Here is a 15,320-nt window from a genome sequence, read left to right on the forward strand (position 1 = left end):
CAAAGCTCAAGGGCCTGAGCCCGGTGCAATACCGGACCCAGGCCCTTGCCGCTTAGGCTCCTACTTGGCCAGTCCAACTTTCGGGGACCAATTCAGTCGGATGGCAGGGCCCCTTTGCTGTGGATTGCTGTTACTTGGGTAGCCCCTGGTAGGCGTCGACCGCCTTCTGCAGCCGGTCGAGCGCCGCACCGTAGGCCGCGAAGTCGCCGCTCTGCTGCGCGGTCTTGACCGCCCCGAGCGCGGCGTCGACCTCGGTCAGCGCGGCGTCGACGTTACCGCTCGGCGCCGGCGGCGGGACCACGGTCGGCCCGCCGGGCGGCGGCGTCTGCTGCTGCTCCCCATTCTGCGGCGGCTGCGCTCCCCCTGGTGCAGTGGCCACGGCGGCCGCCCCGGAACCGAACACCTGGTCCAGCGCCTCCGCCAGCGTCGGCGCGTAGCCGACACGGATGCCCTTCGTGTCGGTGAAGCTCACCAGCACCGCGGTCAGCTGCGGGAAGGCATTCGCCGAATTCCGTTGGGTGTACAACGGTTCGACGTACAGGATGCCGCCCTCGGCGATCGGCAGCGTCAGCAGATTTCCGTATTGGATCTTGTTCGACTGCTTGATCAGAGACAGCGCGCTGGCCACCGTCTGATTCGACGTCATCGCGGTCTGCGCCTGCTGCGGGCCCTGCGTCTGCGTCTCCGTCGGCAACTGCAGCACGGTGAACTTGCCGTAGTCCTTCGGATCCGACGCGACCGAGATGTAGGCAGCCAGCAGCTCCCTGTTGTAGCCCTCCATCGGGCTGGTCAGCTTGAACTCCGGCTTCGCAGTCTCCTGGTCGCCGAGCAACACGTAATACGGCGGCTGATTCTTGTCCGTCTCCACCGTGGGGTCGCTGGGCACCGACCAGAAGTTGTTGTTCGTGAAGAACTCGTTCGGGTCGTCTACGTGGTACTTCGCGAGCATCTCCCGCTGCACCTTGAACAGGTCCTCGGGGTACCGGAAATGCGCCCGAAGATCGTCGGTGACCGCACTGTTGGGCTGGACGGTGCCCGGGAACACGCCCATCCAGGCCTTGAGAACCGGGTCGTTCTCGTCCACCTGGTACAGGGTCACCGTTCCGTCATAGGCGTCGACGGTGGCCTTGACCGAGTTCCGGATGTACGAGACCTCCTTTTTCGGCAGCAGCCGGCCCGTGGCCTGGTCCACACTGTCCTCGACCAATCCGTCGAGCGACGAGCGCTGCGCGTACGGGTAGTTGTCGAGCGTGGTGTACGCGTCGACGATCCACTGCATCCGGCCCTCGACCACCGCGGGATAGATGGTGCCGTCAGTGGTCAGCCACGGCGCGACCTGGTTCACCCGATCGCGGGGGTCGCGGTTGTAGATGATCTTCGAATCGTCCCCGATCGCACCGGAGAAGAGGATGTTGCGCTCGGTGTACTTGGCCGCGAACGCCAGCCGGTTCACCCAGTTGCCGATCCCGACACCACCGGCGCCGGTGTAGGTGTACTTCGAGTCGTCCGTGTCGTACTCGCGCGGCTCGCCGCCCGCGGCACCGACGATCGCGTAGTCGGCGTCCGACTTGGCGATCACCTCGCCGTAGTAGATCCGCGGGTTGTCCACTCGCAGAGCCGGATCCGACGGCTGTGTCTTGAGGTCGCTGACACTGTAGATCGGGTAGCCGCCGGTGTTGTTCTGGCTGTCCCCCGACACCTTGGTCACCTGATTGGCAGGCGCCGCGACGAATCCGTTGCCGTGCGTGTACACGGTGTGCTTGTTGATCCAGTCGGTCTGGTTGCCGCTCAGGCTCGCGGGCGAGAGCTCGCGCGCCGCAACCACGAAGTCACGCAGCTGACCGTTCATCTCGTACCGGTCGATGTTCAGTGCCTTCGGAAAGGCATAGAAGTTCTTCAACTGCTGCTGCGCGGTGAACGTCGGCGACAGAATGTTCGGGTCCAGCAACCGCGTGTTGGCGATCGTCGTCACGTCCGCGGGCACATCCTGCGGCTGCTTCGTCGCGACACCTGTGTAGTCGACGTACTCGACGGTGTCGTCGGTGATCCCGTACGCCTGCCTCGTCGCCTGGATGTTGCGCTCGATATACGGGCTCTCCTTCTGCGCGGCGTTCGGCTTCACCGAGAACTGCTCGACCACCAGCGGATACACGGCGCCGATCAGGATCGAGGAGAGCACCAGCAGCGCGGCGGCCATCGCGGGGATCCGGATGTCGCGCAGGAAGATCGCGGCGAAGAAGGCGAGCGCGCAGACGACGGCGATCGCCATCAGGATCAGCTTGGCGGGCATCACCGCGTTGGTGTCGGTGAAGCCGGCGCCGGTGAAGGTCGGCTCCTTGCGGCTGCTCGAGAGCAGCGAGTACCTGTCCAGCCAGTAGGCAACGGCCTTGAGCAGCACGAAGGTGCCTGCCAACAACGCGAGCTGGACGGTCGCCGCCTTGGTCAGCGCGCCGTCCCTGCCGCTCAGCCGCAGCCCACCGAAAACGTAGTGCGTCACGAGGTTCGCGAAGAAGGCGATGATGACCGCGACGAACAGCCAGTTCAGCACGAGCCGGTAGAACGGCAGATCAAAGGAGTAGAAGCCGATGTCGAGGCCGAACTGCGGGTCCTTGATACCGAACGATTCACCGTTGAGGAACAGCTGCACCGTCACCCAGTTCGACTGCGCGACCAGTCCGGCGAGCAGACCCATCGCGACCGGGATGCCGATTCCGAACGGCTTCAGCCGGCCCATCACCGTGGTCCGGTACCGGGCGATCGGGTCGTTTGGCCCGGCGACCGGCACGAACACCGGTCGCGAGCGGTACGCCAGCAGCAACGCCAGGAACACCGCCCCTCCGACGAGCAACGCCACCGCCAGGAACAGAATGAGCCGTGTGACGAGCACCGTGGTGAAGACGGTTCGGAATCCGACCTCGCCGAACCACAACCAGTTGGTGTAGGTGTCGATCAGCCGGGGACCGATCAGCAACAGTGCCGCGGCAACGAGCGCCAACACCAGCAGCACTCGACTTCGACGGGACAACGACGGTAAGCCGGTGGGGGGCCGCATGCCCACGTGCCACTCTCCAGTGATTCGGGCGGCGCACAGGCGCCGCGGTGGTTGTGACCACTCTACGTGTGGGTGGGAGGATGGGACCGTGAGCGATAGCAATGGCGTGTACTACGGCCACCCGGCCGACTTCTCCGTCGACGCACTCCCCCGGTGCGTACGTGAGGTCTCGGACTTCGTCGACGCCGGCGGATGGGGTCAACCGCCGGTGATGTTCGCCCTCGTCCCCACCGCGGTCCTAGCCGCCGCCGAGCCCGACCTGATCGATCAGCTCGAGGACGGCGCCGAGCTGACGCCGGTCGAGCAGGAGCCGTTCCCCGAGGACATCGGTGGCGGCACCCCCGCGCTCGACGAGTTCCTGTCCACCACCAGCTGGCCCGCGGAGGTCGTCGGCTGCGCCCTGGTGCAGGAGATCGTGGTGCTGCCGCCGACGGCCGAATCCGATCTCGACAGCGCGGTGGCGCCGGTGGTGACCGACGAGCACGCCGCCGACGAGATCGCCCGCGCCACCGCGAACGCCCACCCCGAACGCCGCGAGGCCCGGCTCATCGCCGCGGTGCTGCGAGACGGGCCGTCCGTCTGCGTACTCCAGCTCAAGCCGGAGGACGACGATCTCGACGCCGAACCCGAGCTGCTCACCTACGAGGACCTCGCGCCGAACCTGGTGAACGCGCTGTACGCGACGTTCGACGCGACCGACGACTGAGCCGCGGGGCCGAAACCGGTCCTAGCAGGCGGGCGCTTCGCCGCCGGAGTTCAGCGATTCGAGCGCGGACACCGCGCCGTCGAGGTTGTCCACCTTCACCAGCCGCAGACCCTCGGGTACCCGCTGCCGGGCCTCGTCGCAGTTCTTCGACGGCACCAGGAAGGTGGTCGCCCCGGCCTCGCGGGCGGCGAGCAGCTTGTACGGGATGCCGCCGATCGGGCCGACCTCTCCGTCGGAGTCGATGGTCCCGGTGCCCGCCACGAACCCGCCGCCGCTCAGTTCACCCGCCGACAGCTTGTCGATCACCGCGAGGGTGAACATCAATCCCGCCGACGGCCCGCCCACCTCGGCCAGGTTGAAGTCGACCGTGAACGGGACCTGGGGCTTCTCCTGCGGGGTGATCCCCAGGTAGCCGCGGTCCGTGGCGCCCGGCCGCTCGCCGAGCGTCACCGGCACCGTCGTCTCCTGGCCGTCACGACGCAGCAGCACGCTGATCTCGGTGCCGGGCTCCAGCTCGGCAACCGCCCGCTGCACCTCACCGACGGTCTGGACCTTCGTGCCGTTGATGGCGAGCAGCTGGTCGCCCGGCCGCAGCGCATCCTTGGCCGGTCCGTCCTCGGCGACATCGACCACCTCGAGCGCGACAGGCAGGTCCAGGTAGTGCAGCGCGGCCAGCTCCGCGGAATCCTCCGACTGCGCGAAGTCCGCCTCGTTCTCCTGCTTTACCTCGTCCTTGCTCTTGTCCGGCGGGTACACCTCGGCGCGCGGCACCAGGCCGTAGCGCCCACTGATCCAGTTCCCGAAGGCCTCGAAGATGTTGAGTCCGTCACGGACCGAGACGGTGGTCATGTTGAGGTTGCCCGACGTCGGATCGGTCTCGATCCCCTCGATCTCGACCACGGGCTTGCCGTCGGCTTCGCCCAAGGTGTTGAAGGTGGGTCCCGGTCCGAGTGCCACGAACGGCACGGTCACCGCGGTCCCGAGAGTGAAGAGCGCCGCCACCGGCACCAGCGCAGCGGCCAGGGTCACCATCCGTCGATTCACCCGGCCCAGCGTAGAGGGCGGCCCGGCATGTTCGCGCTGAGCGTCATCTCCGCCGCCACCAACCCCCACGATGCCTTGTACCGTTGAGCCATGAGCAATCCGCCGTTTGGTTTCTCGAATTCCGACGACGATCCCGACCGTGACAAGAGTCGGGACGGCGAGGGTTCGCCCGGTCCGGGCGGGATCCCGTTCGGCTTCACACCCGAGGGCTTCGACCCCACGCAGCTCGGCCAGATGCTCACGCAGTTCGGGCAGATGCTCAGCGGCATGGGTAGCGCGATGGGCACCGGCGGCAGCGGCCCGGTCAACTACGACCTCGCCAAGAAGCTCGCCCTCCAGCAGCTCGGCACCGTGGCTCCGATCTCGAGCGGCACCGGCACCGCGATCGCCGACGCCGCCCATCTCGCGGAGGTATGGCTGGACGGTGCCACCACCCTGCCCGCCGGGGCGTCCAAGGCGGTCGCCTGGACGGCAGCAGATTGGCTCGAGAACACCCTCGACACCTGGAAGCGCCTGTGCGACCCGGTGGCGGAACAGATCTCGGGCATGTGGGTCACCGGTCTCCCCGAGGAGGCCAAGCAGATGGCGGGCCCGATGATGGGCATGCTCGGACAGATGGGCGGGTTGGCCTTCGGCTCCCAGCTGGGCCAGGCGCTCGGCCAGCTCTCCTCCGAGGTGCTGACCTCCACCGACGTCGGACTCCCGCTCGGCCCCAGTGGGGTCGCGGCACTGCTGCCGACGGCGATCGAGAAGTTCAGCGAGGGGCTCGAGCAGCCCGATCGCGAGATCCTGGTGTTCCTCGCCGCACGCGAGGCCGCTCATCACCGTCTGTACGTCCACGTGCCGTGGCTCCGGCAGCGACTGCTGGCCACCGTCGAGGAGTACGCACGCGGCATCCGGATGGACTTCTCCGCGATCGAGGAGGCCGCCCAGGGCATCGACCCGAGCGCGCTGACCGATCCGTCGAAGATCGAGGAGATCCTGCAGCAGGGCGCCTTCGAACCGCAGACGACGCCCGAACAGAAGCAGGCCCTCGAACGCCTCGAGACCATGCTCGCGCTCATCGAGGGCTGGGTGGAGACCGTGGTGTCCGAGGCGCTCGGCGACCGGCTGCCCGGGGTCGCCGCGCTGTCCGAGACGCTCCGCCGTCGCCGCGCCACCGGCGGACCCGCGGAGCAGACGTTCGCCACGCTCGTCGGCCTGGAACTACGACCGCGCAAGGTCCGCGAGGCGTCACGCCTGTGGGACCTGCTCACCGAGAGCGCCGGGATCGAGGGCCGGGACGGGGTGTGGGCGCACCCCGATCTGCTGCCGGACTCCTCCGATCTGGACAGCCCCGCCGGATTCGTCGACCGCGTGGTCGGCGGCGGCACCAGCGCCTTCGACGACCCGATCGCGCAGCTCGAGGCGACCGAGGCCCGCGAGCGTGAGCAGGGCGGGGACACCGGGCGACCGACGCAGTAGCCGGCGGGACCGAAAACCCAGGCCATCGGCGCCGCGGCCCCTGTGGATAACCGGGTGCGCGGCGCTCGTCCGTTCCGCCGCACCTGCAAGGGTCGGGACATGACCCCGGCCTCGGCACTGAGTGCGGGCCCGCGGCTCGATCCGCGGATCCCGATCCTGGTTCGACCCAGCGGCACCGTCCAACTGGGCTGGGACCCCGAGCGCGCCCTGCTGCTCACGGTGCCGACCGCGGTCGCCCCATCCGCGGTGGCCGCGCTGCTACGACTGCTCGACGGTCAGCACAGTCGCGACGAGATCCTCAGGCGGGCAAGCGAGATCGGGCTGGCGGCCGCCGACATCGAGGCGCTGCTGGCCGAGTTGGCGGGAGCCGCGCTGTTGATGCCCGCGACGCCCGCACCCCGCTGCGTGACGGCCGTGCACGTGCACGGCCGCGGGCCGCTCTCCGACGGCATCGCGGGCTCTCTCGCCGACGGCAGGGTGCGGCTGACCAGATCGGTACCGTTCGGCGGCACCGGGGCGCCGCGGATCGACCGGTCGGCCCTCGTGGTCCTGGCCGACGAGCTGGTTCCCGATCCGGGATTCGTGGCCGAGCTCGTCGAGGCGCGGACGCCACACCTGCAGGTCCGGCTCCGCGACGGGGCAGGCGTCGTCGGACCGCTTGTGCTGCCCGGCCGCACCAGCTGCCTGCGCTGCGCCGACCTCACCAGGACCTCGCGCGACCACGAGTGGCCGCACCTGGCCGCGCAGTTGCTCGGCGCGGTCGGGCACGCGGACCCTGCGACGATCCTGGCCACCACCGCGCTCGCGCTGGCGGAGCTGAACGTGCTGATCGCCGCGCAGCCCGCGCGCTCACCCGCCTGCCTCGACACCACCCTTGAACTGAACCTGACGACGTATCGACTGGTCAGGAGGACGTGGCCGCGACATCCGCGCTGCGGATGCCGCCGCCGCGCCGGACATGTGGGCGAACCGGCGAATCGTCAGCCATGATGGTGGACGTGTCAGACATCCCCCGTAGCAGTTCCGCCCGCACCGCCAAACTGGCGAGCATTCCGCTCGGGATCGCGGGACGCGCTGCGGTCGGGTTCGGCCGCAAGCTGGTCGGCGGCGACCGCGAGGAGATCGACGCCAAGCTGACCCAGCAGGCGGCCGAACAGTTGTTCACCGTGCTCGGCGAGCTCAAGGGCGGCGCGATGAAGCTCGGGCAGGCGCTGAGTGTGATGGAGGCCGCGGTCCCGGAGGAGTTCGCGGAGCCGTACCGGGAGGCGCTGACGAAGTTGCAGGCGGAGGCGCCGCCGTTGCCCGCCAAGAAGGTACATCGGGTGCTCGGCGAGCAGCTCGGCAGCAAGTGGCGTGACCGGTTCGCGTCCTTCGACGACGTTCCGACGGCTTCGGCGAGCATCGGGCAGGTGCACCGCGCCGTATGGTCCGACGGCCGCGACGTCGCGGTGAAGGTGCAGTACCCCGGTGCGGACGAGGCCCTGCGCGCCGACCTGCGCACGCTGTCCCGCTTCGCCGGGATGTTCAGCTCGGTGATCCCGGGTGCGGACGTCAAGCCGGTCCTCGAGGAGCTCACCGCCCGCACCGAGGACGAGCTGGACTACCGCATCGAGGCGAACAACCAACGAGCCTTCGCCGCCGAGTTCGCGGGCGACCCCGAATTCGCGATCCCGAAGGTGGTCGCGAGTTCGCCGAAGGTGGTGATCACCGAATGGATGTCGGCGACACCACTGTCCACGATCATCGCCGGCGGCACCGCCGAGCAGCGCAACAGGGCCGGCGCCCTGCTCGCCGAGTTCCACTTCGCCTCGCCCGCCCGGGTCGGACTGCTGCACAGCGATCCTCACCCCGGCAACTTCATGATGCTCGAGGACGGCAGGCTCGGCGTCATCGACTACGGCGCCTGCGCGCCGATGCCAGGCGGACTGCCCCCTGTGCTGGGCAGGATGGTGCGGCTCGCGCTCGAGGAACGGTTCGACGAACTGACGGAACTGCTGCGCGCCAACGGATTCGTGCTGCCCGGCCGCAAGGTCACCGATCAGGAGATCGCCGACTACCTCCGTCCCTTCACCGACCCCATCCACACCGAGTCCTTCCACTTCACCAGGGCCTGGCTGCAGAAGGCGGCCGGGACCGCGACGGACTTCTCGTCCGCGCAGTTCCGGACCGCACGGGCCCTGAACATGCCTGCCGAGTACGTGATGATCTTCCGGGTGCTGCTCGGCTCGGTCGGCATCTGCGCCCAGCTCGACGCCTACGCGCCGTACATGGAGATCCTCACGAAGTGGCTGCCCGGCTTCACCGAGGACGTGCCGGTGGCCGAGTAGCCACCCGGGTACGGCGTAGTCGCGCTGCCTAGACTGGGGCCTCGTGCGGATCGCGACCTTCAATGTCAACGGTATCCGGGCCGCGCAGCGGCGGGGTTTCGAGCAGTGGCTGCGCGAGCGCGACCCCGATGTGGTGGCCGTGCAGGAGATGCGGTCCCGCGCGGCCACGATCCCGTCCGGGGTGTTCGGCCCCTATCACCTCGCCTACGACGAGGGCGTGCTGGCCGGCCGCAACGGAGTCGCGATCCTGACCCGGCACGCGCCCGCAGCCGTGCGGACGTGGAGCGGTACCGCAGTACTGCGCGCGCCCGGCGAAACCCATACCCACACAGTCGAACTCGACCCGTCCCCGCTGGCGCGTGGGCTACGCGAGTTCGCCGACCAGGGGCGGTACATCGAGGTCGACCTCGCTGACACTCCGATCACCGTCGCCTCGCTTTACCTGCCGAAGGGCGGTCTCCCCGCCCATCTCCAGAAGCCCGGGCGGATGCGGGAGGCCCCGGACGGCGGCGCCCGCTACGAGCGCAAGATGCGCTTCCTCGACGGGTTCGCGCGACAGTTGACGCGCTCGCGGCGCGACGCAAGGGCACGCGGACGCGAACTGCTGCTCATGGGCGATCTCAACATCGCGCACACCCGACACGATGTGCGGAACTGGCGGCGCAGCAACCAGGTCGAGGGCTACCTCCCCGAGGAACGCGAGTGGTTCGGCTCGATCCTGTCCCCCCGCACCCTCGTCGACGTCGTCCGAGACCGGTGCCCGGACACCGACGGGCCCTACTCGTGGTGGTCGTGGCTGGGGCAGTCGTTCGCCGACGACACCGGTTGGCGCATCGACTACCACCTCGCGACCCCCCGGCTCGCCCGGGCGGCCGTCGCGGCGGGTACCGACCGTGAACCCGCCGCGGACCTCCGGATGAGCGATCACGCCCCGGTCGTCGTCGACTACGAACTCTGAGTCCGGCGCCGTGCCGTCCGGTCACGCGCAGACGGCCACCTTCCTCGGGCGACCACGGGGACGCTTGCGCGCGATGACGACACCCTGATCGAGGATCTCGCCACCCCACACGCCCCACGGTTCGGCGCGGTCGAGAGCCGCGCTGAGGCAGCGCGCACGGATCGGGCACTGTGCGCACAGTGTCTTCGCCTGTTCGAGCTCGGCGGGGGTCTCACCGAACCAGAGATCGGGATTGTCGGCTCGGCAAGGCAGTGCGCGTCGCGCGGGTGCGATCACGGTCGGCTCGCTGATGGCGGTCACGGTCCGGAAATCGTCTCGGCATGTCGCGGTAGACACGTCGTTCTCCTTAAAGCTCTGCGATGGATTCAGGTCGTGGTGCGAACCGAAAGCCGGGCTTTGGAGCAACGAGCTCAAAAACAAAGGCCACGGTCCGCTGGTGCGTCCGTGGCCAAGAGGAAGGAGTTCCTACCGAATGGTGATTCGGCTTCTACTCCGGGGCACGGACGAAAGCGCTGCTGCGTGTGCGCGATGGCGGACGACGCGCTTCGGCGCCACCGCCCACGTAGCTGCGAGCAGGTGAACGGCGCCTGCGACACGAGCGGTCGCCGCGTACGCGTTCGCGCTGCGGTTCCAATCGATCATCTGACGTTCACCTCCCTTTTCGTTCGTGCCGTCCCGCCGGTACCGGGGCACCTGCGGGCTTGTCGCGACGGCAAGCCGGAGCTCACTGCGTCGGAGACCAGGGTATGCGGTCACCTCGGAACCACACAACCTATTTTTGACCTGGGGTTATCCCGATTCGTCCGCGCTCACGGGCACTTCACCCCGAACCACCGCGAGCACGTCGGCACCGAAGCGCTCGAGCTTCTTCGCGCCGATGCCAGGGATCGACACCAGTCCGCGGTCGTCCTGCGGCTGCTGTTCCGCGATCGCGGTCAGCGTGTTGTCGCTGAACACCACGTATGCGGGCACCTTGAGCTCCTTCGACTTCGCGGACCGCCACGCCTTGAGCGCGTCGAACAACGCGAGGTCCAGATTCGACGGGCAGGCCTCGCAGCGACCGAGCATCGTCGCGTTGGTCCCGAGGAGTTGCTTGCCACACACCCGGCATCGCGGGCGCTTCTTCTGCGGCGCAGGCGCCGCGATCCGCGACGCGGGCGAGTCCTCGGGGATGAGACCGTGCAGGAACCGAGACCGACGCCTGGACTTTCGGCCGCCCTCGTTGCGGGCCAGCGCCCAGGACAGCTGAAGGTGCTCGCGCGCCCGCGTGACCCCGACATAGAGCAGCCGGCGTTCCTCCTCCACGGCCGCCTCGTCGTCGGGCGACTTGCTGTCACCGAGCGCGTGAGCGATCGGCAGGGTGCCGTCCGCGAGCCCGACCAGGAACACCGCATCCCATTCGAGCCCCTTCGCCGCGTGCAGCGAGGCGAGCGTGACACCCTGCACCGTCGGTGGGTGCCTGGCCTCGGCACGGGCGGCCAGATCCTTGAGCAGTCCGTCGAGGTCGAGTTCCGGCTCGTGCGCCAGCAGGTCCTCGGTGAGCGCGACGAGCGCACCGAGCGAGGCCCAGCGCTCCCGGGCCTGGGCACCGACGGGTTCGGAGTCCGTCAGCCCCAGCGGTACCAGGATCGCGCGGACCAGCGTGATCAGCTCCTTGCCGCGCCCCGCCTCTTGCGGCAGGTCGTCGCGTCCTGCGGCCTGCCGCAGCGCGGACACGGCCTGGCGCACCTCCGGCCTGGTGAAGAAGCCCTCGCCCCCGCGCACCTGGAACGGTATGTCCAGCTCGGTCAGCGCCTGCTCGTGCGCCTCGGACTGCGCGTTGATGCGGTAGAGCACCGCGATCTCCGCGGCCGGGGTGCCACCCGCGATGAGCTTCTGGATCGCCTTCGCGACCCCCGCGGCCTCGGCGGGCTCGTCGTCGAACTCGACGAATTCCGGCGCCGGACCCGGGGGGCGCTGCCCGATCAGCTTGAGCCGGGTGCCCGCGATCCGGCCGCGCGCGGCGCCGATGACCTGATTCGCCAGCGACACGACCTCCGGCGTCGAGCGGTAGTCGCGCTCGAGGCGGACCACCGCGGCGTCGGGGAAGCGCCGGGAGAAGTCCAGCAGGTACCGCGGCGTGGCACCGGTGAACGAGTAGATGGTCTGGTTCGCGTCGCCGACGACGGTGAGATCGTCCCGCTCGCCCAGCCAGGCGTCGAGCACCCGCTGCTGCAGCGGCGTCACGTCCTGGTACTCGTCCACCACGAAGCAGCGGTACCGGTCGCGGAACTCCTCGGCGACCGTGGAGTGCTCCTCCAGCGCAGCGGCGGTGTGCAGGAGCAGATCGTCGAAGTCGAGGAGCATCGCGCCGTCGCGGACCTTGAGCGCCTCGTAGGCGGCGTAGACGTCGGAGACCTTGGTCGCGTCCGCGGGCGGTTCCCGTCGCGACCGCGCGGCCGCAGCCGGATAGTCCTCGGGCGCGATCAGCGACGCCTTCGACCACTCGATCTCGCCTGCCAGGTCGCGGACGGACTCGGTGCTGGTGGACAGGCCGACCCGGTTGGCCGCCTGCGCGACGATCGCGAACTTGCGGTCGAGCAGGTCCCACTGGGTGTCGCCGATGACCTGAGGCCAGAAGTAGCGGAGCTGACGCAGCGCCGCGGCGTGGAAGGTGCGGGCCTGCACCTGGTTGGCGCCGTCACCGATGCCAAGGGTGCGCAGCCGCCCGCGCATCTCCCCCGCGGCCCGCGCCGTGAACGTCACCGCGAGCACCTGTCCTGCGGAGACGTGCCCGCCCGCGACGAGGTGCGCGATCCGGCGGGTGATCGTCCTTGTCTTGCCCGTACCCGCGCCTGCCAGCACGCACACCGGCCCTCGTGGCGCGAGCACCGCGGCCGACTGCTGGGGGTCCAGGCCCGTATCGTCCGCTGACATGGCGTCCATCATGGCAGGGCGCACCGACAGGGCCGCATCGAGTCGCCGGGATCACAACCGGCGTGGAACAGAGCTGCCGGCCGTGGTGTTATATCCGCCGTGACCGCTACAGAGACCGCCACCGACCTGACCATCTACTCCACCACCTGGTGCGGGTACTGCCGACGCCTCAAGAAGCAGCTCGACGAGTCCGGCATCAGCTACGTCGAGATCGACATCGAGGACGATCCGGCATCCGCCGACTTCGTCGGCAGCGTCAACGGCGGCAACCACGTGGTCCCGACCGTGAAGTACGCCGACGGCAGCACGGCGACCAATCCGACGCTGGTCCAGGTCAAGCAGGCGTTGGGCCGCTAGCTAGGCCTTCGCCCACGCCTCGAGCATCCCACGGGCGATCGACACGGACCCCGGCACCAGCAGCCGGGCGTCCGTGTCCGCGCTCCAGTCCCCGACCTCGAGTGCCGCCTTGACCTCGTCCCGGTCGAACCAGTGTGCCTCGACGATCTCGCCGTCGGCGAAGGTGATCGGGGCGTCGGGATCGCCAACTGCGGAGAACGCGATCATCACCGACCTGGGGAACGGCCACGGCTGACTGCCCAGGTACCGGACGTCGCTGACCACCAGCCCGACCTCTTCGGAGATCTCCCTGACCACGCAGGCCTCCAGCGATTCGCCCGCCTCGACGAACCCGGCGAGCACGGAGAAGCGTCGCTCGGGCCAGTTCCCGTTCCGCGCCAGCAGCACGCGGTCGGCGCCGTCGTGGACCAGGCAGATCACCGCGGGATCGGTGCGCGGGAACTCCTCGTGACCGGTGCTGGTGCTGTGCCGCGACCAGCCGGAGATCGTCGGCGTCGTCGCGGCCCCGTCGATGGAGCTGAATCCGGCGCTGTCGTGCCAGTTCAGGATGGCGATGGCCGTCGTGAGCAGACCGGCGCTGGTGTCGGCCAACCGGTCCCCGACGAACCTGAGGTCACCCAGCTCACCGGTCAGCGCGGCCACCCGGATCGCCCACAGGTGTCTGCCGTCGCGGCGGCCGAGAAAGACTGCACCGGAGACCGGTTCGGGCCCGAGTTCGGTCGCGGGGTCGAGTACCAACTCGGAGCCGTCGAGCCGGACCTGACCGCGGTGGTTGACCCGGAGCACCAACGCGTCGGCCCAACCGGCGCGCAAAGCCTCACTGTCCGAGCGCAATTCCTCGGCTCGGTCCAGCGCCGACCGCGACAGCATCGGCACGTCGGTCATTTCGAAGTTGGCCACGACCCCAACCCTAGGTGTCGCGCCTAATTGCTGACGCGGCGGATGTAGAGCAGGCGATCGTTCTCCTCGACGGCGTCGACCTCGGGGCTGCCGACCCGAACCAGGCGGCCCTCGCGCACCACCCCGAGCACGATGTCGGACAGGTGCCGCGGCGAGCCACCGATCTCGTCGCGTTCGACCTCACGCTCGGCGATGGCGAATCCGGCCTCGGGAGTGAGCAGGTCCTCGATCATCTCGACGACCGTCGGGGTGGTCCTGGCGATGCCGAGCAGGCGTCCGGCGGTCTCGGAGGAGACGACCACCGAGTCGGCGCCCGACTGGCGCAGCAGATGCGCGTTGTCGGTCTCGCGGATGGCCGCGACGATCTTGGCCTTCGGACCGACCTCGCGGGCGGTGAGCGTCACCAGCACCGCGGTGTCGTCGCGGTTCGTGGCCACGATGATCGACGCCGCGTTCTGCACTCCCGCCAATCGCAGGACGTCGGACTTGGTCGCGGAACCGTGGACGGTCACCAGGCCGAGGCTCGCGGCGGACTCCAGCACGGCCTGGTCGGTGTCGACGACCACGATCTCGGACGGGGCGATGCCGTCGCCGAGCATCGCGTCGACCGCGGTCCGGCCCTTGGTGCCGTATCCGACGACGACGGTGTGATTGCGCATGGTGTGCCTCCAACGCTGGATCTTGTATGCCTGACGCGATCGTTCGGTGAGCGCGGCCATGGTCGTGCTGATGAGGATGATGAGGAACAACACCCGCAACGGCGTGATCACGATGACGTTGACGAGCCGGGCGCTCGGGGTCAGCGGCGTGATGTCGCCGTATCCGGTCGTGGAGAGCGACACGGTGGCGTAGTACAGGCAGTCCAGGAGGGACATTCGGCCCTCCTGCACGTCCCGATAGCCGTCCCGGTCGATGTAGACCACCAGGACCGCGAGCATCAGGACCGCGACGGCCATCATCACGCGACGGAAGATCAACTGGTACGGGCTCCGGACCACCTCCGGGATACGCAGCACCCCGACCAACGCGTAGTCCGGCCGATCGGTCAGTACCTCGTGATTGCGCAGCCTCGCGCGCAATTTACCGGCCATGGCGTGTTCTCCAGTTCGCTGACATCGGCTGGCAGCCTAACCCCCTGCCCGGCGACTGAGCCGGACTACCGCGCGCGGCGCGTCTGGCGCGCCCGGTTCCGGTGGGGCAGGCTGGCGGGATGAAGATCTCTCCGGCCACCGGACTCGCCGCCCTCCTGTTGGGCATGGGGACGCTGCATTTCGTCAGCCCCAAGCCGTTCGACAGCATCGTCCCGCGCGCGTTGCCGGGCAACCCCCGCACCTACACCCACCTCTCCGGTGCGGCCGAACTCGCGATCGGGGCGGCCATCGCGGCGCCAAGGACGAGGCGGCTCGGCGGCGGGCTGGCGGCGGCGCTGTTCGTCGCGGTCCTGCCCGCGAACGTGCAGATGGCCGCGGACTGGCTCGGCCGCAGCTCGACGCCGCTGCCGCTCAAGGCGATTGCGGTCGCTCGCCTGCCGCTGCAGATTCCGCTGATCCTCGCGGCACTGAAGGTCCGCAAGGGCGATACCGACGCCTGACCTGT

At 69.1% G+C, this 15,320-nt stretch carries 13 protein-coding genes; 7 read left to right on the plus strand and 6 right to left on the minus strand.

What is annotated here, in order from left to right:
- Nucleotides 1–130: 130 nt before the first annotated feature.
- Entirely contained in the window at nucleotides 131–3,058 is a 2,928-nt protein-coding gene (locus ACWFRB_RS19260; RefSeq protein ID WP_452642852.1) for a UPF0182 family protein, read from the minus strand.
- Nucleotides 3,059–3,140: 82 nt separating this feature from the next.
- Between ACWFRB_RS19260 and ACWFRB_RS19265 the strand changes: the two genes are divergently transcribed.
- Nucleotides 3,141–3,758: a PPA1309 family protein gene (locus tag ACWFRB_RS19265; protein ID WP_452642854.1), complete on the plus strand. Its 618-nt coding sequence runs from the start codon at nucleotides 3,141–3,143 to the stop codon at nucleotides 3,756–3,758.
- Nucleotides 3,759–3,779: 21 nt separating this feature from the next.
- On the opposite strand, the gene ACWFRB_RS19270 is transcribed toward ACWFRB_RS19265, so the two are convergent.
- Nucleotides 3,780–4,802 carry a YlbL family protein gene (locus ACWFRB_RS19270; protein ID WP_452642856.1) on the minus strand — a complete coding sequence of 341 codons (1,023 nt, stop codon included), beginning with the start codon at nucleotides 4,800–4,802 and terminating at the stop codon, nucleotides 3,780–3,782.
- 90 nt (nucleotides 4,803–4,892) lie between these two features.
- On the opposite strand from ACWFRB_RS19270, the gene ACWFRB_RS19275 reads away from it, so the two are divergent.
- The 4 genes from ACWFRB_RS19275 to ACWFRB_RS19290 all read left to right on the plus strand — a co-directional run bounded on the left by ACWFRB_RS19275 (nucleotide 4,893) and on the right by ACWFRB_RS19290 (nucleotide 9,551).
- On the plus strand, nucleotides 4,893–6,266 hold the full coding sequence (locus tag ACWFRB_RS19275; RefSeq protein WP_452642858.1) for a zinc-dependent metalloprotease: 1,374 nt from the start codon (nucleotides 4,893–4,895) through the stop codon (nucleotides 6,264–6,266).
- Between the two features lie 99 nt (nucleotides 6,267–6,365).
- Complete coding sequence (locus ACWFRB_RS19280; RefSeq protein WP_452642860.1) at nucleotides 6,366–7,256, plus strand: hypothetical protein; 891 nt, start codon at nucleotides 6,366–6,368, stop codon at nucleotides 7,254–7,256.
- Nucleotides 7,253–8,593 carry an ABC1 kinase family protein gene (locus ACWFRB_RS19285; protein ID WP_452642903.1) on the plus strand — a complete coding sequence of 447 codons (1,341 nt, stop codon included), beginning with the start codon at nucleotides 7,253–7,255 and terminating at the stop codon, nucleotides 8,591–8,593. Before ACWFRB_RS19280 ends, ACWFRB_RS19285 begins: the two co-directional genes overlap by 4 nt.
- Before the next feature lie 43 nt (nucleotides 8,594–8,636).
- A complete protein-coding gene (locus tag ACWFRB_RS19290; protein WP_452642862.1) occupies nucleotides 8,637–9,551 on the plus strand; it encodes an exodeoxyribonuclease III in 915 nt (304 codons plus the stop codon).
- Between the two features lie 21 nt (nucleotides 9,552–9,572).
- On the opposite strand, the gene ACWFRB_RS19295 is transcribed toward ACWFRB_RS19290, so the two are convergent.
- Entirely contained in the window at nucleotides 9,573–9,851 is a 279-nt protein-coding gene (locus tag ACWFRB_RS19295; protein ID WP_452642905.1) for a WhiB family transcriptional regulator, read from the minus strand.
- A 489-nt stretch (nucleotides 9,852–10,340) separates the two neighbouring features.
- Complete coding sequence (locus ACWFRB_RS19300) at nucleotides 10,341–12,479, minus strand: ATP-dependent DNA helicase UvrD2 (protein WP_452642864.1); 2,139 nt, start codon at nucleotides 12,477–12,479, stop codon at nucleotides 10,341–10,343.
- Nucleotides 12,480–12,566: 87 nt separating this feature from the next.
- On the opposite strand from ACWFRB_RS19300, the gene ACWFRB_RS19305 reads away from it, so the two are divergent.
- A complete protein-coding gene (locus tag ACWFRB_RS19305) occupies nucleotides 12,567–12,824 on the plus strand; it encodes a mycoredoxin (RefSeq protein WP_077041062.1) in 258 nt (85 codons plus the stop codon).
- Here ACWFRB_RS19305 and nudC read toward each other — a convergent pair whose 3' ends face one another.
- Entirely contained in the window at nucleotides 12,825–13,709 is an 885-nt protein-coding gene (gene nudC / locus ACWFRB_RS19310) for an NAD(+) diphosphatase (protein ID WP_452642907.1), read from the minus strand.
- Between the two features lie 38 nt (nucleotides 13,710–13,747).
- A complete protein-coding gene (locus ACWFRB_RS19315; protein ID WP_452642866.1) occupies nucleotides 13,748–14,815 on the minus strand; it encodes a potassium channel family protein in 1,068 nt (355 codons plus the stop codon).
- Between the two features lie 119 nt (nucleotides 14,816–14,934).
- Here ACWFRB_RS19315 and ACWFRB_RS19320 point away from each other — a divergent pair, with 119 nt between their 5' ends.
- On the plus strand, nucleotides 14,935–15,315 hold the full coding sequence (locus ACWFRB_RS19320) for a DoxX family protein (RefSeq protein WP_452642868.1): 381 nt from the start codon (nucleotides 14,935–14,937) through the stop codon (nucleotides 15,313–15,315).
- The last annotated feature ends 5 nt before the right edge of the window (nucleotides 15,316–15,320 follow it).

The organism is Rhodococcus sp. NPDC055112 (assembly GCF_053607505.1).

Excerpts from the sequence above, each read along its gene's own strand:
- ACWFRB_RS19275 (WP_452642858.1), top strand. The coding sequence starts at position 4,893 with ATGAGCAATCCGCCGTTTGGTTTCTCGAATTCCGACGACGATCCCGAC.
- ACWFRB_RS19280 (WP_452642860.1), top strand. The coding sequence starts at position 6,366 with ATGACCCCGGCCTCGGCACTGAGTGCGGGCCCGCGGCTCGATCCGCGG.
- ACWFRB_RS19285 (WP_452642903.1), top strand. The coding sequence starts at position 7,253 with ATGATGGTGGACGTGTCAGACATCCCCCGTAGCAGTTCCGCCCGCACC.
- ACWFRB_RS19300 (WP_452642864.1), bottom strand. The coding sequence starts at position 12,479 with ATGATGGACGCCATGTCAGCGGACGATACGGGCCTGGACCCCCAGCAG.
- nudC (WP_452642907.1), bottom strand. The coding sequence starts at position 13,709 with ATGACCGACGTGCCGATGCTGTCGCGGTCGGCGCTGGACCGAGCCGAG.
- ACWFRB_RS19315 (WP_452642866.1), bottom strand. The coding sequence starts at position 14,815 with ATGGCCGGTAAATTGCGCGCGAGGCTGCGCAATCACGAGGTACTGACC.
- ACWFRB_RS19320 (WP_452642868.1), top strand. The coding sequence starts at position 14,935 with ATGAAGATCTCTCCGGCCACCGGACTCGCCGCCCTCCTGTTGGGCATG.